Source organism: Thermobaculum terrenum ATCC BAA-798, assembly GCF_000025005.1.
GTDB lineage: Bacteria > Chloroflexota > Chloroflexia > Thermobaculales > Thermobaculaceae > Thermobaculum > Thermobaculum terrenum.
The window spans coordinates 1,251,819-1,268,788 of sequence record NC_013525.1 but is presented as its reverse complement, the minus strand read 5'-3'; the positions used below and the strand labels follow the sequence as shown (position 1 = coordinate 1,268,788).

The following is a 16,970-nucleotide window of genomic DNA, read 5'->3' as shown; positions in this document are numbered from 1 at the left end:
ACAAAGAAAAAGATCTATCCTAGCAGAGAGAGATAAGAAAAGGGAGAAAAGCAGTATGCAGGAAAAACAAGTAAAGGATATGCGCTGGGACCTAGAAAGCATATTCCCCTCTCTAAACTCAGCACAATATGGAGACACATTAAAGGCGGTCAAAACACATATAGATAGCCTAAGACAAACACTAGAAGACATAGAAAAGATAGATTCTCACGAAGAGCAGGTACAGGTCCTAGATAAGATAATAGAGACCTCTAACACACTAGGCGAGAACTATCATAAGCTCTACTCCTATGTCTATTGCATGGTAACAGCAGACTCACGCAATATAGAAGCACAAAGGAAGCTAAGCGAGCTGGATAGGTATGGCGCCCAAATACAACAAATCAACTCAAGGATTACCGCATGGATAGGTAAACTTAATCTAGAAGAAGTCATCCAGCGCTCAGAGATAGCAAAAAACCACGAATTCTATCTTAGGGAAACCCAGATTCGTGCCAAGCACCTAATGCATCCAGAACAAGAAGATTTATACTCGGATCTTGCTCTAACTGGATCCACTGCATGGGAAAAGCTATACAGCAACCTCACATCTCAGATCACTGCCACTGTATCTCTCCCAGAAGGTGAAAAAGAGTTACCTATAAGCGCAGTTAGAAATCTAGCACTACACAGTGATAGAAAAGTAAGGGAAAACGCTTATAAAGCGGAAATCTCAGCTTGGGAGCGGTGGGCACTACCTATAGCATCTGCTCTAAACAGCATCAAAGGAGAGAGCCTAACAATATCACAGAGAAGAGGGTGGAGCTCTCCACTAGATCAGGCATTGTTCAGGAATAGAATAGACTTTGAAACACTCAATGCTATGATGGAAGCTGCTCAAGAATCATTCCCAAGCTTCAGAGAATACTTGCAGACAAAAGCCAGTATCATTGGAGTCGACAAATTAGCTTGGTATGACATATTTGCTCCAGTAGGAAGATCAAGCCGCAGCTGGACACCACAAGACGCAAAAGAATTCATAGTTGAGCAATTTCGCAAGTTCTCACAGAAGCTAGGAGAATTCGCACAGAGAGCTTTTGATAGCAGGTGGATAGATCTAGAACCAAGAGTAGGCAAGGTAGGAGGGGCATATTGTATCTCCATACAGGGGGAAGAATCGAGAATTCTTGCAAACTATGAATCATCTTTTGATAGCGTAAGTACTCTAGCCCATGAGCTTGGACACGCATATCATAACCTCAATAAAAGCCATAGAACTTACTTACAAAAGTCAACACCAATGACATTAGCTGAAACCGCTAGTACATTTTGTGAGACAATAATACAAAAAGCTGCCCTGGAGAATGCTGATAAGGAAGAACAGATACTCATTCTTGAGGGATCACTACAAAATAGCTGTCAGATAGTCGTAGATATAACATCTAGATTCCTCTTCGAGAAAGAGGTCATAGATAGGAGGAAAGATACGGAGCTATCAATAGAAGACTTAAAGTCCATCATGACTGAGGCTCAAAAAGCTACGTATGGGGACGCACTAGATAGCGATAAGCTTCATCCCTACATGTGGGCAGCTAAACCCCATTACTACGGATCCGATTTCTATAACTTCCCGTATATGTTTGGCTTACTGTTCGGGCTAGGCCTGTATGCAGCTTATGAGGAATCTCCAGAAGAGTTCAAAGCTAAGTACGACGAGCTTTTATCATCAACTGGTATGTTCAGTGCCGCAGACCTAGCATTAAAGTTCGGCATAAATATAAGATATAAAAGCTTCTGGAGATCAAGCTTGGAAGTTATCAAGCAAGACATAGCCAGATTCAAGGATCTAGTAACCTAGTTATATTCAAGGCAATGAAGTGAACTATATATCTAAGCTAGCAAGGTTAATATATCCATACAAACGATTCTTCATTATAAGCATCATATCCACTATTGCTGCCAACGTAGCATCATTGTTCGGGCCATATATCATAAGGCTGTCTATAGACTACGTGCAGAGTAGTAGATCACTTAGGATGATTGGGGTGTATGCCTTGCTACTACTGTTGGCAGCGGCAGTTGAAGGCTACTTTAGATTCAGCACGAGATACTTCGGTGGCAGGGTTGCCAGAGAGATAGAGTACGAGCTCAGAAACAAGCTATTTAGACACCTGCAGTTCCAAGATAGACAATTTTTCCAGTCCTGGCACACTGGTGACCTTATGGCAAGGGCCACTAATGATTTGAATGCTATCCAGAGATCGGTATCACCAGGTATAACGAACTTATTTAATACTTTGGCGGCATTCGTGAGCGTAGTATCAGTCATGCTTAGTATAAGCGTAGTGTTGACCCTTTACTCTGTCTTCATACTACCTTTGATGAGTATTATCTTCATAGTTTCCAGCAGAGTTATAGAGAGAAGGTTTGAATACGTTCAGTCTAGCTTTGGGGATATGTCTACTAAGGTGCAGGAGAACGCCTCCGGCGTAAGAGTGATTAAAGCTTATGCCCAGGAGGATAATGAAATCAAGGACTTTGAACGAATAAACAAACAATATCTAGATGCCAGTGTCTCATTCATCAAGATCCAGTCTCTTTTGTGGCCATCCATGTACGTAGTCGCAGGCATAGCCACGGTAATACTCCTCTTTATAGGCGGCAGACAAGTAATTCAAGGACGTATGTCAATAGGTGAACTCACTCAATTCTTGCTTTATATCGGCTCACTGCGCTGGCCCATGATCTCTATAGGATGGGTGGTTAACCTGATACAGCAGGGTGCGGCATCAATGAACAGAATAGAGCAGATAATCTCCAAGCTGCCATCCATAAGAGATGAAGAACCTGGCCTAAGAGAGATATCTAGTATAGAAGGAGAGATCGAATTTCGAAACGTCTCGTTAACTATTGGGTCTCACAAGATCTTGAAAAACATAAATCTCAAAGTTCCCGCAGGTAGTACATTAGGTATCATCGGACCTACGGGATCAGGAAAAAGTATGCTAGTAAGCCTGGTACCAAGGTTGTGGGATCCAACAGAGGGGCAAATCCTGATAGATGGAATTAACATAAGACAAATACCTCTCAAGGTTCTTAGAAAGAACATAGGGTTCGTTACTCAGGATACTTTTCTGTTCTCAGATACGTTGAAAGAGAACATAACATTCGGAACAAACAACAAGGATGAGTCCCTAGTCCGTTGGGCAGCTGAGGTCAGCCAGCTAAGTAAGGATGTAGAACAGTTCCCCAAGGGATACGAGACAATAGTAGGGGAAAGAGGAGTGACTCTTTCCGGCGGTCAGAAACAAAGGACAACTATAGCACGTGCTATAGCAAGAGATCCTAAGATATTGATACTGGATGATGCGCTGTCCAGCGTAGATACGAACACAGAGAGTGAAATACTAAAGAGGCTAAAGACAGTCATGCAACAAAGGACGAGTATAATCGTTGCCCACAGAATATCAGCAATACAGAATGCTGATCAGATAATCGTGCTATCAGATGGGGAGATAGTCGAGCAAGGAAAACATTCAGAGCTACTGGAGTTAGATGGGCTATATGCATCAATATACAGGAGACAGCTAATAGCGGAAGAGCTAGGAGTAGATGAAGCAGACTCATCAGTCGAAAACACATAAGGACAAATTGCCAGCAGAACAATACTATGATCAGAGAGGGGATGTAGGGCTAACAGTATCTCTGCTAATTATACTAATAGTGGCGCTTATTACTGTAATCCTCCAGATAACCGGCATAGTGAAGTTGATGTAAACAAGAAAAAAGCAATGGACGAGAAAAAGATTTCCATAATACTTGTATACCCATCAGGATCATACCGAGTTCTACCTTATTTGAAAGCTGCCAAATCACTTGATGTGAAGGTACTACACGTTATTGATCATATGCCCCCTAATATTAATAGACAAATGCCGTATGACGTAGTAGCAGTAGACTTCGGGAAAGTTGAAGACGCTGCAGACTCGGTAGTAAAAGCGTTCGCAGGAAAAAGACCATCCGCAGTAATAGGTATAGATGACAGCTCCGTTGTATTGGCATCGGTTATAGCCCAAAAAATGGGGCTCCCTGGGAATACCCCCCAGAGCGTTGGTATTTCAAGAGACAAGTCCAAGTTAAGAGAGACACTAACTAAGGCAGGACTATCAAATATACGCTTCTATTCATCAAGGCTAGATGCGGATGAACACACTTTAGCCACAAGATCATTTTATCCGTGCGTAATAAAACCTGTAAGTCTCGCAGCTAGCCGTGGGGTCATTAAAGCTAATAACCCTACAGAGTTCATAGAGGCTTTCTCCAGGATAAGGAACATGCTTCTAGAAGACGGATCGGATCCATCCACACAGATACTGGTGGAAGAATATGTACCTGGATTTGAAATAGCAGTTGATGGATTACTAACAAATGGAGAACTAACACTTATAGCTATATTTGATAAACCAGATCCAATGGAAGGGCCCTTCTTTGAAGAGACTATATATGTGACTCCATCTAGGCTGTCACCAAATATACAAGGGAGAGTAGTAAATCTTATCCAGCTAGCTAGCAAGGCAATAGGTTTGAAGCATGGCCCCATACACGCGGAATTACGTGTGAACGATGACAGCATCCATCTAATAGAGATAGCGGCTAGGGCTATTGGGGGTAAGTGCTCTACCATATTGGAGTACAAGCTAGGAATGTCACTTGAGGAACTTATAATACGGCACAGCCTAGGTAACACGGCTAGTATAAATTGGCTCACAATCAAAGATAACAATATAGCTACAGGCGTGATGATGATCCCCATTCCGCGTAGCGGCATACTAAACAAAGTAAGCGGGATGGAAGAAGCCCTCTCGATCGAGGGTATTGAGAACATAGACATAAATATACCACTCAAATCCCATGTGACACCACTTCCCGAAGGGGCAACCTATCTAGGTTTTATATTCGCTAAAGGTCCAACGCCAGAAAAGGTAGAGTACTCCTTGAGGAAAGCGCATTCGCTCTTGAAGATAGAGATAACTCCTGAAATTCCCATTATCAACCGGCACTTCCATCTCAAGAGCGAAGAAGGGCTGACTTCAAACGTGCACTAACAACGCAAGTTATTGTTCAAGGGTTCGGCACAGCAATACCAAGGCTCTGTAAGACCTGGTGCTTCTCTATAAGAATTCCTAACGGGAGCATCAGGTATCGGTAATCCTGCCTTTGCGTAGGCTACAGCTTTCAATCGATCAAATATCTCATAATTAGTCTTATTCTGGGATACCATCTCCTGAACCAGCACCGATATCTCATGGTAGAGTTCGTCCATTCTTGTATCAGGGTGGGACCATACGTAAGTAAACGATTCCTCATCCAGGGCACCCAATACTCCCATCTGTTCCAGCTTGGGAAGCACAAGAGACCCAGGAGGAACCAATAGCCTTATGGAGTAGTGCACAGGAGAAACATTAGGAATAAGATCGTGATCTTCCACAAAGTGGAGCAGTTCAATAAAGCTGTCCAATGTCTCCCAAGGAGTGAATGGTAATAAGGAAGGGTTCATCTCTATATCATTCTGCCTGAGAATGGACAATGCCTCTTCAACATCCTGTCGAGTATGACCTTTCTCTAGATTTCTAAGTACATCCTCGTTGACGGATTCCACAGCTGAGACCACAAAAATACATCCCAGCTCACGCAATTCCGTAAATAAATCTCTCTTCTCGATTATGTGCTCGATCTTGATAGTCGCATCAAAGGTGAGAAATGGAAACTCCTCATGTACAGCTCTCAAAATCTTTAGAACATGCCCAGGACCATTAAGAAAATCAGGATCTCCAAAGGTAATATGTGTAGCCCCTGCATTAACCTGCTGTCTTATATCCTCTACTACTACGTCTTTAGGAACAACGAAGAATCTTCCCCCATACACCGGAGGAATAGGACAGTGAGTACATGTATGGAGGCAGCCACGAGTAGCTTCAACATACCCAGCCTTTCTAAGTCGACCTTCATGCCTAAGAGCAGCATACATTTCTATAGGAGGCAAACTTTCTCTGTGAGGCAGCATAAAATTCAGCTTGGTTAATATAGGACTTGGTGGACCAGAGGTGAAAATTCCCGATCTATCATGCTGAGCGGAATCTTGTGCCTCAAGCCTCAAGGCCAGATCCACAAGAGCTTGCTCGTATTCACCAGCTAAGACGGAATCCGCAACGCTAGATAAGAGATAGTTGGCGTTAAGGTAAGCATAAAGACCATAGAAACATATATGAGCATTGGGATTGATGCTCCGTATCTCCCTGGCTACTGGGACGGCAAGCCTCATGGCAGTATGCATAGGAGTAGATATCGCGACGAGCTTGGCATTAGATACTCTAGAAAGATCCAAGTTCTCAATACTAAGGTCAATAGCTACGGGGGAAAACCCAGCTCGCTTTAGGAAGGCAACAGGAGATGCTAGGGATAGAGGCTGGTGCCCAAGCTCGTATACAGCTAAGAGGACTATATCTCCAGCGGCCCTCACTTCCTTGGAGCTGCTCCTCCCTTAGCTCCGCCCTTGGGGGAGGATGCCCCCACTGGTATCCATCCTTCAGGCATCTGAGCGTTCTCGCCGAAGAAGAACTCTTCCATCTGTTCCCTAAGGAACGCCCTAGCCTCGGGGTCAGCCATATTCAAACCATAGTGATTGATTATAAGTTTTGCCTGCTCCTCCCAAAGTTGGTAGGCTTGAGCAGATACGTTTTCATAGATGCGCTGACCAAGCTCACCAGGAAATGGGGGTTCATCTAGACCTGGAAGCTCTTTGCCAAGTTTTACACAGAAGACTGTTCTAGGCATGTTATAGAAAACCTCCAAACACCGTCATACAAGTATATCTGCTATAGGTAAGTTATAGGAATACTTAGGTGGAATCAAAGAGCAAAATAAACATTGCAATACTATGTTCCATATGTAAGTTCGCCACTTACCCTCTGTACAGGTTATTATCAAATAGACTATTCAATCCCGTAGTGATAGCTATACACACTAAGCAACTTCCTAGAAGAGATAAGAAATTATCTCCTATTGACATAAATTATGCAGACTTACTGAGGCTTATAGACAAGGACAGAGTAAGAATCATTAATGAAAAAAAGCAGCTTTACCAAATAGAGCAGGAGCTTGCAGCCTCCAAACCAGATATAGGTGTATTACTCTGCTTCCCGTACAGGGTAAAAAAGAATATTATCTCGATACCGAACAAGGGTTTTATTAATCTACATCCATCTCTGCTACCTGCCAATAGGGGACCAGACCCCATCTTTTGGACCCTATACTATGGTGATAGAGAAACTGGTGTCACCGTGCACAAGGTAACAGAGGAACTAGACGAAGGGCCTATAATCTTACAGCAAAAGGTAAATATACCAGTAGGTACAAGTTATTTGGAGCTTGAAGACTTATGTGCCAGAATCGGAGCTGATCTGCTAGAGGCAGCTATAGCAAATATTGATACCCTAATACCAATGGAGCAAAACGAAGAGCTAGCTACTTATAATCCCTTCCCAAAGTCAGAGAATTTGGTTGTGAGTCCTGACTGGACAGCAGAGAGAGCATTTAGATTCCTTAGGGGTATAGAGGGTGTTTGGCTTCCTAGCATATCAGGCGTTTTCGGCAGTATTCCTGTTTTGAAGGCACTGGAATACACACAAGAGCCTATGGGAGAAGAAATAAGATCAGAAGATAGTACTGTCTTGGTAAGATTTCGAGATGGCGCGGTCAGAATCATCCCAGCTAATCAATAACTTGTCAACACGAACATTACTTCGCAGAACGTGCCTTCTGCGAAGTCACTTCCTGATGCTTGCTGTTGTGTGTCCTATCAGAGGTTATAAGCCGGTCAACGCCTTTGTGAGCTTCACTCTTTCCTCTATATAGCCCAGATGGGTCCCAGAGGAGTATAGAAGCCTCCTTCCTGGCCAGTCTTCGACGACCCCATGGTCCTCCGCTTCCCTGGCGACCGTAAGCTCACCCATATAAGTCTATGGGTCTATCATGAAGTGGATCTGGCATGCGGTGCTCTCGAAACCTACAACGTGACCATCGGAGCCATCCAAATCTTTGGCAATGAACACTGCCGATCCAGACCTATGGCATCTATACAACAGCTTTTCATACGAATTATGGCCCGCGTGTGAATTATCTGTGATCTGTAGATGCCATCTCCCACGACGGAGTACGCGGATCGAAATTGGTACTGGACCTGGGGAGTGAACATGTCGCTCCGAGCTTATCCCCAATCACAACTACTCTACAGCAATTTTATTGTTATGTAAATTTATATTGTTCATGTGAGCATAGTGCTTGGTCGAGAAACGCAGGAATACCTTCCATTACAGTGCAGTCCGTGGTGTCTAGGAGTTGTGTGCTGCGAAGCGATAATCGCGCATGGTCCATAGCAAAACACCAACAGAGACGATGATCGCCAAGAACAGTGTTGTATTTAGCACTGGCTGATACCCTATCGGCAGATCAGTCCGCGCTTGGCCGCAGGCCCGTGCCCTACCGGGGCTTCTCCTATCCAGCGCTTGTCGATTGGCAGGCTTGCAAGCTGGTAACGCGAGTCCGAGGAGAGCCGTATGCAGTTGGTATGGTTGTCCAGACTGGCATGCAGAGTATACGAGGTGAAGGTCAGCAGGTCACCTGCCCGGTATTCGCATGCAGTCAGCCACCTGCTTCCGAACTGGTCGCGCAGTTCCCTGGGTTGTCTGATATGGTGCCATCCCACACCCAGCCACCTTGCAGAGCGCGCTCTCTTTGCTCGGGGATGTTCTCGCAGTATGAGTCCACATCCCTCTGAGTGTACTCCTCCCTGACGTAACCAACCCGATGCGAGCCCTCGAGCACCATCAATCCTTCCATCTGTATGGGGATATCTCCTAGAGGAACCCACGCCGTATACAGGTCATGCGTACCGCGGCCCATAAATACGATGTCACCGTGAGGTTTGGTGTACCTGCCCGGGGCTATCGCCCTCATCCATGTAAAGTCGAAGTGGCGCACCTCACCGCCAAGCAGGCTCTCATAGAACTCCATCATCTTGCCACTGTAGAGCAGGCGGTGCAGTGGCTCGTTGTCGTGGGCGAGGTCGGGCTTGAACGCAAGATCAAGTCCTGGTGCGGCCACAGCCTCCTCCGCAGGATAGTTGGGATCGATCAACCCCTCCTGAGCTAGCCTCTCGGTGATGTTGTGCCTGGCCTCGAGTACCAGATCGCGCTCGAGGAATTCAGGCAAATAGAGATATCCCTCTTCACTCTTGAGTCCGCTATACATGTCAGCATGATACCCTGAACAAGGAGGTCTGCTGGTGGCCAACTACTTGTTCTTATCCGTCTGGCAAGTTGAGGCACCCATCGAGCGCGTATGGGATGAACTCAGCAGAGTGGACCGTTATCCTGATTGGTGGACCTATGTGGTGCAGATCGAACAGCTAAATTCCGGGAACGACCACGGAAGAATCAAGCAATCCGTTAGTGCCTATATTCACGACAATGGGCTACGTAGTGGCGCTCGCCATGGTCGCACGCTGGATGCGTCGCCTGTGGTAGTGAGATCACACCTGCAAGTGGTTAGCCACTCCATAGTTGCGGCATGATGTGGATCGCCACCTAGAATTGGGTGGAGCATGAGGAGTTTCTTTGCCTACCTGATGGTAAGAATAGCACCTCGGGTTATGTTGGCAGTTGCCTAACTAACTTGTCCGGCCGGACCGTGCTCTCCTGCAGTTGAGCGGTAACGAGCGATGGTTTCTCCACATCACCTTCGGACAGCAGTCTCATGCTCAGCAAAAGCACTACTAGAGCCAGCAGCATGACACCAGATGCTAACCTATAGATACCCACTGTGCCTACTATATCGAGCAGCGCACCCCCAACGATCGAGCCCATGATGCTCCCAAAGCCCATTGACACCGACGCAAGCATTGCCTGGGCTGTTGCCGCAAGCTCCCTCCCCACCAGCGATGGGCTAGCGTCCCGTGGACACAGATATCCCCCAGAGCACAACCCATGCATCAGTTGAACCAGAATTACCCGCCTCGGATCAGGCAGGAAACCGTAAACCCCTAGCCGTACTGCGTAGGAGATAACCGCTATTAGCAGGAGCTTCCTAGGTCCCAGCCAGCGAAGCAGCAAGCCGCTGAAAGCGATGATTGGCATATCACTTATAGCAGAGAGCGAGAAGGCAGTGCCCAGCAGAGAAGTTGTTCCCTCGATATCCCGGATGTAGATCCCGAAGAAGGAGTACATCGTGCTCGTCGCTACCGTGATCATGTAAGCTAACAAAAGAAACACACAAGCGGCTTCCGCCCCACTACCTGTCGGAAGCTCGACCACATCGCGTGCACCGCCTGATCTCGGAGCCTCGGCAACCCCCAGGTAGATACTATCGTCAACAGGAGGAACGCAGCATAGCAGTAGATGAACAGCCGCGACACCTCCACGCGCATCCAGTGCCCAATGATCCATGGGGTGATGATATAGTTTATCGAGCCCCAGAACCTCATCGCCCCATACGACACTCCATACCTCTCGCTGATACTCACAGCGTACGAGTCGAGAAACGATGCTATCGGCGCCACGCGCGCGGAGAGCAGCGCCACGGCAAGCAGTATGGGGGGAATTCATGCCCACGCGAGAGCAGCAGTGCTCCCGCGCTGCCCCCAAGCAAGAGCATCCTCAGCAACTGTTTGTGCACCGCGTACTTGTCGCCGAGTGCGCCCACATAGGTGCCAGGAACGCAGTCCCCATGGCGGTCATCGCCGTCAGCAGGCCTATCTCTATCCCGCTCAGCCCCAGGTCACGACAGTACAACGATACGAACGGCGTGAATGACCCAATCGCCGCAAACCACCACCAGTAGCTCAGCCGCATGGTACGTAGAACGGCAATCCCCAAGAACTCTCACCCTCCGGACAACTTCTCAGCCTGATCACCAATGTACCAGCATAATACTCTTCAACGCTCCACCCGCTCCGGAAACTCCTTTAGCTGAACTAGCCTGCTCGGAGTTGCCAGAGTTAGCCCCACGGGACCCTCGCCGTACTCCTCCAGCATCTGACGTAGGGCCCCATTACGTACCAGTATGCTCAGGCGAGTTATCTTCCTCACGCCGCTGGGATGATCCTTCGATGACTCCCAGCTCAGTCGCTCCTCGTCCGGCACGTCCCACTGTATTACGAAAGGCCAGGGCTTTCTCCAGGGAGTACTGCAGGCACGAGTAATTGCCGGGAGAGCACTCTACCATCCGGACGCTCCCTGCTCATCACGAAAGGCCCATCGCAGTACTGACTAGCTGCTCTGAACCTGCCGGCGACGTCATCTATTCAGTCGGTTGCTACGGCCCAGTCAACTATGCCACCATCCCACCTGTCAAGGTACTCCACCAGCGATCGTCGCCCGATGCCCACCTCCTCCGCTTCGCGTCGGTCATACAGAGATATCAGCTCTATGTGCTCCAGACCCAGTCGGATGATCGCGTTCTCCGTCCCCCTGCCCGTGTGCCTGCCGCCAGGTTGCACATCAAAGCCCCTCTCGCGATACTTCTCCATTGCCCTCTGCAGGTCCCGCACGGCAACTACGACGTGATCCAGCCTCGTGATCAGCCTGCCGACCATATGATTCTCCTCTCAAAAGAACCTGTGCAGGCAGAAGTATAACACCATCCAGCCTTTCTGCTATACTCCTGTTATCATTTCGCCCTTGCCCATGATACTGCTCATCATATGTCGACAATACATATACTGTGGTTATGTCAATAACAGAACTCATCCAGGCCCTTCGATCCTTAAGCAGAAGATCCCACGCAGGTAGAGCCCCCTAACGGTGGTGCTCCTTCTCTCTGACCACGCGTATCACTCTCCCCCAAGGCACTTACGTCCTCAAGTATCTGCCGCCTGTAAGCCAGCCCCGCTCTTTCGAGTTTGCAGACTTCTAAGTGCATCAACTTGCATTCTCTTCGGGGTTTTTTATGATGACAAAAACGAAGACGATTACTCATTTCTGTGGAGTTGCGGTGTCATGGAAGCCAAGGGAAAGCAGAAACTCCTCCACCTGCAGGTAGGGACCTACTCAGATCTTGTTGGGCTACGCGTGACGCTCGCTAGCGGCATTCGATGGCTTGAAAATGAGTTACAGCAGGTCATAGTAATGAACGCAGAGACGGGCGATATCTACGGCCTAGACGAAAGCGCAGCTATCGCCTGGAAGGCACTTATGCAGTCCGGTTCGGTCAATGCCGCTGTAGATGCCCTCGTCGAGGCCTATCATATCGAGCCCGAAGTCGCAACCAACGATATAGCCATGTTCGTTTCCGAACTACTAGATAACAACCTTGTGGCTCCCTTTATAAAGTAGGAGTGATCTGTAGCGATGAAATCTGCTGTAGATCTCCTTAGAGCATTCTTACTGTTGATCCGAGCCAAACTCTTAGTCAAAAGTGGTAGCTGGATGACATTCCGGGATTATCTCCCCAAGCCAGCTTCTCCCAGCCAGCAGCATGGGTCAGCATATGTGGAGCACATCACTCGGATCTGTAACATCGCTGCTCGTCTACTGCCGGCGAGGACCGAATGCCTGGAACGCTCTTTTGTGGTGTGTTCTATGCTGCGTCGGAGGGGGATAAGTTCCGATCTCTGTATAGGTGCAACACGGGTACCACCGCTCCTGTTCCATGCTTGGGTAGAGGTTGACGATCGTGTAGTTAACGACACACCTTTATTGAAGCAAGGTTTCTTAGTGATCTATCGCTTGTGATTTATAGACATGGGATGCATGAGTCATAATGGGCAAATCTTAGGTTGTGGCAGGTGTTGAGGTTGGAACAATGAGCGGTATTGTAGGAGTTATTAGCTTCACCGATCCCGTGCCAAGTGACCTGGTAAAGCGCATCGTTGCCAGTGGGATGCACCGGTGCGGAAGCGCTGCAGCAAAGCATTTGGGGCAGGTGGCGGTTGGCTGCGCGGAGTTGAAGATAACATGCGAGGACTTCGAGGATGACCAACCACTGAGCTTCAATGGGGGACGCTCCTGGGTGGTCATGGACGGTCGACTAGATAACCGAGATGAGTTGTTCGACCTGTTGGCAGTTAGGTCTCAGCAAAGCAGCATCTCCGACTGCCGGCTGGCGGCAATGGTCTATCAGCGTTGGGGAGAGCATTGCGTTAGCAAATTAGTGGGTAACTTTGCACTCATCATTTGGGACGATCGAGCCAAGAGCATGTTCTGTGCTGTAGACCATCTCGCCACTCGTCCCCTGTTCTACACGCTAAACACCAAGCGTTTTGTCGTGGCATCAACCATCAAGCAGATCCTGCAGGTCCCAGGCATCTCTGATGAGATCGACGATACTTATATCCTTGCCAATTTATGTCTCCAGTCTACTCTGCCACACCATACCTCATTGACTCCCTATACCAGCATAAGAAGACTCTTACCGGGTCATGCGATCGTGACTGATATTAATGGTCGGCAGCGCATAACTCGTTACTGGAGGCCCGAAGAGCTCCCAGTGCTGTACTCAAGCCCTCGCTCAGAGGTAATTGAGCGGGTGCGTGCTACTTTCAAGGAGGCTGTAAGGAGCCAATTCCGTTCTTGTGCTGCGGTAATGCCCACGTTTAGCGGTGGGCTAGATTCATCAAGCATAGTGTGCATGGCCGTGCTGTTGCAACGTGAGTCTGGCCTTCCCTGTAAAGGTTTCAGGCCGGTATCTGAGACCTACAAGACGGGCACAGTTGCGGACGAGTCCTCCTTCCGAAGGGCTGCTATCAAAATGTATGGCCTCGACGTGATAGAGTTTCCCGGGGATGACCTGTGGTATATGCGCGACTTGGTGGAGGGAACCTTTCCAGAACCCGACGAACCCTTCGGGGCGTATTTAGTACGTGCTGAGATGCAGGTGTATGCTGATGTAGCTTGGCGCTCAGGTTGTAACGTGTTGGTCTTTGGGTATGGGGGTGACGAGCTAATGCAAGGTACCTCTTACTTTCTAGGTGATTACCTGAGGCAGCTAAAGATCAAGGAGCTCATACATGGAATCTGGTCTGAATCCCGTTGGCCCAACTTGAATGTAACCACCTTACTCCTGCGGTATGCAATATTACCAATGGTGCCGCCTCTGTTTTGGCGGTTTAGTATCAATATCAGGGGACACAACAGGCGATGGAATCCTGAAACCGAGTGGTATATTCCAGGCATTCCCCCTTGGCTATCTGTCCAGCAGTGTATCAAGTCGGGAATATTCGCTAGAGTATGGAAGGAGTTCCCTGAGCATTATACCCCTCTACCGTCTCGGGCCCAACACCTCGTATGGTTGCGCCAGAATAACTTTAGCCTCTGGTTAGATAATTATGTATTTATGCCAAAGGGCTGCGAAGCTCGCATGCCCTTCATGGACAGACGCTTCGTTGAACTGGCCCTTATGATTCCGACTGAATGGAAGAGAGGGTTCGATGCTGATGGCACTATTGTGACAAAGCTTATCTTGAGGGAGGCGATGCGTAGTATCCTACCTGAGGCTATTCGGGAACGAAGGGACAAGGTGAACTTTGGTCGCACTCTAGCGTTGGGCCTGCGGCACGAGTTACCCAAGCTATTGAATAATAGGTCTTGGGAGGTCGTCGAGCGTGGTTACGTGGAGCAGGATGGATTGGAACGGGCCCTTAAATCGTGGCGAATTGGGATGCGGGATTTCTTGCCGCAAATATGCTCTCTGCTGGCAACAGAGTTATGGTTACGTCAGATGCGTACGCGTTCACATGAGCCTGGGTGGGACGTGCGTCAAATGGACTTGGTGCGCGTCATCTGAAATTGAATCAGGTAGAAAGGAGGCAACTATGAAGGACAACGAAGTTTGTAAGGAGTACGCAAGGACCGAGCAAATACAAGATCGAGGTTCTTACGTACGGCCACAACTCGTTTACCTTGGCCGAGCCCTAGAGCTTGTCAAAAGCGGAGGCAATTGGATAGCAGATTCTGGTAGCCTGCAAGGAAGTACGCCGAGCTGCTAGTCTGCTAACAGAGTAGGATGCCGCTAGACAGCACGATCCCACTCAGCCCGGCGGCTGTCACTAGAGCCGCTGGGAACGCCCGGAGGTTTATAGTACAGCAGGTATGCGGGCGTGTAGTTCTTGTTAACTCTACTTGCTGATTATGACTAGGGAGAGGATCCGCTCGACGTTGAGGCTGTTATCTTTGGCCGCGGGGCTCACCTGGCAGGCCAGCCCCTCGCTGGTGGGCAGCATCCTGTTGCTGCTGCTGGTGCAGGCGGCCATGTCCCCCGTCCAGTTGGTGCTGTCCAAGGCGGTGGTGGACAGGATAGTCCTGGATGCGCATCTGGGCAGAGCGTCGAGCAGTATGCTCACAGACCTGCCGCTGTGGGCCTTGATCGGGCTTGCGGCGGCAGCCTTCTCCCTCGTACCGCTGCTGCAGTTCATGCTGGAGGTCCTGCGGGGCCTCGCCAGCGACAGGGTGACCATATACCTCACGGGGAGAGTAATCGAGGCCGTCAACCGCTGGCAGGGGTTGGAGCGCTTTGAGGACCCCAGGCTGGCGGACGACCTGCGCGCGATCCGAGAGCGGGCGCAATCGGCTGGTGTGGACCTGATGGTGGAGGGCGCACAGGCTTGCCTATCGGTGCTGACCGCCCTGGGTCTCTGCCTGGTGCTCATGGGACTCCATCCCCTGGTGCCGCTGCTGCTGATGCTGGCGGAGGTACCTTTCATGAGGAGGTACTGGGACTACCTCTTCCGAGTGGTCTCCCACCTGTACTTCGTGCTGCCAGAGTCCCGCAGGTTGTGGTACTATCGCGAGCTGACGCTGTCTCCCGAGCCCGCCAAGGACGTGCGTCTGTACGGGCTAGGAGGCTTTCTGCTGCGGCTGTATCAGGATATCTTCCAGCGCTCCGTTGGGCAGATCGACAGGGAGCGTCGGAGGCTTGCCCTGAGGGTGTCGCTGGCGGGGATGATCTCGATGGGCGTCATCGGCCTGTTCTATGTCTACCTGGTGTGGCAGGTAGCAGGTGGGCGCCTGTCGCTCGGCGATGTCGTTCTCTACGGAGGTGCTGCCACGGCCTTGTATGCGGAGCTACAGTCCATCGCCCTGAGCCTGGGCTTCCTGCCGATGCAGCTTGTATACCTGCCTAGCCTGGAGAGGGTGCTGGAGGCTCTCCCTGACCTGCCCCTACCCCCAAGACCCCATTCGGTCCCCCGCCCCATCAGGCAGGGGATAGAGTTTCGGGAGGTGTGGTTTGCCTACCCAGGGGGAGAGCCCGTCCTGCGGGGTGTGTCCCTCCAGATACGCCCTGGGAAGTGCCTGGCACTGGTGGGCCATAACGGTGCTGGCAAGACCACCATCATCAAGCTGCTGCTGAGATTCTACGATCCCACCAAGGGACAGATCCTACTCGATGGGGTGGACCTGCGGCAGTACGATCCAGGGCAGCTGCGAGAGGAGTTCAGCGTGATCTTCCAGGACTACATGCGCTACGAGCTGACGGCTCGGGAGAACATAGGATTGGGGGATGTGGACAGGCTGTGGGATGAAGAGAGGGTGCTTGGGGCAGCCAGACAGGGGGGAGGCTTGGAGGTGATAGGGAAGCTGCCCCAGGGGCTGGAGACGGTGCTGGGCAGAGAGTTTGGGGGTAGGGAGCTGTCTGGAGGGGAGTGGCAGAGGGTGGCGCTATCCAGGGTATGCATGCGGGAGGCGCAGGTGCTGGTGCTGGATGAGCCTACGGCCTCGCTGGACGTGCAGACGGAGCACGAGGTGTACCAGAGGTTTGCAGAATTGACCAGGGGGAGGATGACGATACTGATCAGCCACAGGCTGAGCACTGTCAGGATGGCCGACAGGATAGTGTACCTGGGTGGGGCAGGGTGGTGGAGGAGGGGACTCACGAGGAGCTGATGGAGCTGGGAGGGGAGTATGCCAGGCTGTACACCTTGCAGGCCTCGCGGTACGAGG

General features: G+C 49.8%; 17 protein-coding genes. 9 read left to right on the top strand and 8 right to left on the bottom strand.

Features of this window, described 5'->3' with window-relative positions; translation table 11 throughout:
• The first annotated feature begins 55 nt into the window (after positions 1-55).
• The 3 genes from TTER_RS05935 to TTER_RS05925 all read left to right on the top strand — a co-directional run bounded on the left by TTER_RS05935 (position 56) and on the right by TTER_RS05925 (position 5,084).
• Positions 56-1,837, top strand: a complete 1,782-nt coding sequence (locus tag TTER_RS05935) for a M3 family oligoendopeptidase (protein ID WP_012875110.1) — start codon at positions 56-58, stop codon at positions 1,835-1,837.
• A 19-nt stretch (positions 1,838-1,856) separates the two neighbouring features.
• Positions 1,857-3,623 carry an ABC transporter ATP-binding protein gene (locus TTER_RS05930; protein ID WP_012875109.1) on the top strand — a complete coding sequence of 589 codons (1,767 nt, stop codon included), beginning with the start codon at positions 1,857-1,859 and terminating at the stop codon, positions 3,621-3,623.
• A gap of 147 nt (positions 3,624-3,770) precedes the next feature.
• A complete protein-coding gene (locus TTER_RS05925; RefSeq protein ID WP_012875107.1) occupies positions 3,771-5,084 on the top strand; it encodes an ATP-grasp domain-containing protein in 1,314 nt (437 codons plus the stop codon).
• Here TTER_RS05925 and TTER_RS05920 read toward each other — a convergent pair.
• Together TTER_RS05920 and TTER_RS05915 are read right to left on the bottom strand one after the other, a co-directional pair.
• Entirely contained in the window at positions 5,081-6,499 is a 1,419-nt protein-coding gene (locus TTER_RS05920) for a CUAEP/CCAEP-tail radical SAM (seleno)protein (RefSeq protein ID WP_012875106.1), read from the bottom strand. The two genes, TTER_RS05925 and TTER_RS05920, sit on opposite strands and share 4 nt — an antisense overlap.
• Positions 6,496-6,813: an oxidative damage protection protein gene (locus TTER_RS05915; RefSeq protein WP_012875105.1), complete on the bottom strand. Its 318-nt coding sequence runs from the start codon at positions 6,811-6,813 to the stop codon at positions 6,496-6,498. The genes TTER_RS05920 and TTER_RS05915 overlap by 4 nt, the downstream gene beginning before the upstream one ends.
• 68 nt (positions 6,814-6,881) lie before the next feature.
• On the opposite strand from TTER_RS05915, the gene TTER_RS14680 reads away from it, so the two are divergent.
• Positions 6,882-7,760 (top strand): formyltransferase family protein, encoded by an 879-nt coding sequence (locus TTER_RS14680; RefSeq protein ID WP_012875104.1) that lies wholly within the window; start codon positions 6,882-6,884, stop codon positions 7,758-7,760.
• Positions 7,761-8,679: 919 nt separating this feature from the next.
• On the opposite strand, the gene TTER_RS15760 is transcribed toward TTER_RS14680, so the two are convergent.
• A complete protein-coding gene (locus TTER_RS15760; protein WP_049822970.1) occupies positions 8,680-9,249 on the bottom strand; it encodes a phytanoyl-CoA dioxygenase family protein in 570 nt (189 codons plus the stop codon).
• Between the two features lie 73 nt (positions 9,250-9,322).
• Between TTER_RS15760 and TTER_RS05900 the strand changes: the two genes are divergently transcribed.
• Positions 9,323-9,610 carry an SRPBCC family protein gene (locus TTER_RS05900; RefSeq protein WP_012875102.1) on the top strand — a complete coding sequence of 96 codons (288 nt, stop codon included), beginning with the start codon at positions 9,323-9,325 and terminating at the stop codon, positions 9,608-9,610.
• 76 nt (positions 9,611-9,686) lie between these two features.
• Here TTER_RS05900 and TTER_RS05895 read toward each other — a convergent pair whose 3' ends face one another.
• The 5 genes from TTER_RS05895 to TTER_RS05880 form a co-directional block, all read right to left on the bottom strand.
• Positions 9,687-10,307: an MFS transporter gene (locus tag TTER_RS05895; RefSeq protein ID WP_148211900.1), complete on the bottom strand. Its 621-nt coding sequence runs from the start codon at positions 10,305-10,307 to the stop codon at positions 9,687-9,689.
• Positions 10,292-10,519, bottom strand: coding sequence for a hypothetical protein (locus TTER_RS16200; protein WP_338131986.1), 228 nt, complete (start codon positions 10,517-10,519; stop codon positions 10,292-10,294). The genes TTER_RS05895 and TTER_RS16200 overlap by 16 nt, the downstream gene beginning before the upstream one ends.
• A gap of 172 nt (positions 10,520-10,691) precedes the next feature.
• Positions 10,692-10,886 (bottom strand): MFS transporter, encoded by a 195-nt coding sequence (locus TTER_RS16360; protein WP_420894135.1) that lies wholly within the window; start codon positions 10,884-10,886, stop codon positions 10,692-10,694.
• A gap of 84 nt (positions 10,887-10,970) precedes the next feature.
• Positions 10,971-11,177: a hypothetical protein gene (locus TTER_RS05885; protein ID WP_041424388.1), complete on the bottom strand. Its 207-nt coding sequence runs from the start codon at positions 11,175-11,177 to the stop codon at positions 10,971-10,973.
• 161 nt (positions 11,178-11,338) lie between these two features.
• The gene (locus TTER_RS05880; RefSeq protein ID WP_041424810.1) at positions 11,339-11,629 is read right to left on the bottom strand and encodes a VOC family protein; all 291 of its coding nucleotides are present in this window, start codon (positions 11,627-11,629) and stop codon (positions 11,339-11,341) included.
• A 403-nt stretch (positions 11,630-12,032) separates the two neighbouring features.
• On the opposite strand from TTER_RS05880, the gene TTER_RS05875 reads away from it, so the two are divergent.
• The 4 genes from TTER_RS05875 (at position 12,033) to TTER_RS05865 (ending at position 16,913) form a co-directional block, all read left to right on the top strand.
• Positions 12,033-12,368, top strand: coding sequence for a PqqD family protein (locus TTER_RS05875; protein WP_012875099.1), 336 nt, complete (start codon positions 12,033-12,035; stop codon positions 12,366-12,368).
• A gap of 15 nt (positions 12,369-12,383) precedes the next feature.
• The gene (locus tag TTER_RS16355) at positions 12,384-12,767 is read left to right on the top strand and encodes a lasso peptide biosynthesis B2 protein (RefSeq protein WP_012875098.1); all 384 of its coding nucleotides are present in this window, start codon (positions 12,384-12,386) and stop codon (positions 12,765-12,767) included.
• A gap of 70 nt (positions 12,768-12,837) precedes the next feature.
• Entirely contained in the window at positions 12,838-14,817 is a 1,980-nt protein-coding gene (locus tag TTER_RS05870; protein WP_012875097.1) for an asparagine synthetase B family protein, read from the top strand.
• Between the two features lie 371 nt (positions 14,818-15,188).
• Positions 15,189-16,913 carry an ABC transporter ATP-binding protein gene (locus TTER_RS05865; protein WP_169302633.1) on the top strand — a complete coding sequence of 575 codons (1,725 nt, stop codon included), beginning with the start codon at positions 15,189-15,191 and terminating at the stop codon, positions 16,911-16,913.
• Positions 16,914-16,970: the final 57 nt, after the last annotated feature.

Coding starts and splice junctions, on each gene's coding strand:
- TTER_RS05880 (WP_041424810.1), bottom strand. CDS start 11,629: ATGGTCGGCAGGCTGATCACGAGGCTGGATCACGTCGTAGTTGCCGTG.
- TTER_RS05870 (WP_012875097.1), top strand. CDS start 12,838: ATGAGCGGTATTGTAGGAGTTATTAGCTTCACCGATCCCGTGCCAAGT.
- TTER_RS05925 (WP_012875107.1), top strand. CDS start 3,771: ATGGACGAGAAAAAGATTTCCATAATACTTGTATACCCATCAGGATCA.
- TTER_RS16200 (WP_338131986.1), bottom strand. CDS start 10,519: ATGAGGTTCTGGGGCTCGATAAACTATATCATCACCCCATGGATCATT.
- TTER_RS16360 (WP_420894135.1), bottom strand. CDS start 10,886: ATGCGGCTGAGCTACTGGTGGTGGTTTGCGGCGATTGGGTCATTCACG.
- TTER_RS16355 (WP_012875098.1), top strand. CDS start 12,384: ATGAAATCTGCTGTAGATCTCCTTAGAGCATTCTTACTGTTGATCCGA.
- TTER_RS05875 (WP_012875099.1), top strand. CDS start 12,033: ATGGAAGCCAAGGGAAAGCAGAAACTCCTCCACCTGCAGGTAGGGACC.
- TTER_RS05915 (WP_012875105.1), bottom strand. CDS start 6,813: ATGCCTAGAACAGTCTTCTGTGTAAAACTTGGCAAAGAGCTTCCAGGT.
- TTER_RS05935 (WP_012875110.1), top strand. CDS start 56: ATGCAGGAAAAACAAGTAAAGGATATGCGCTGGGACCTAGAAAGCATA.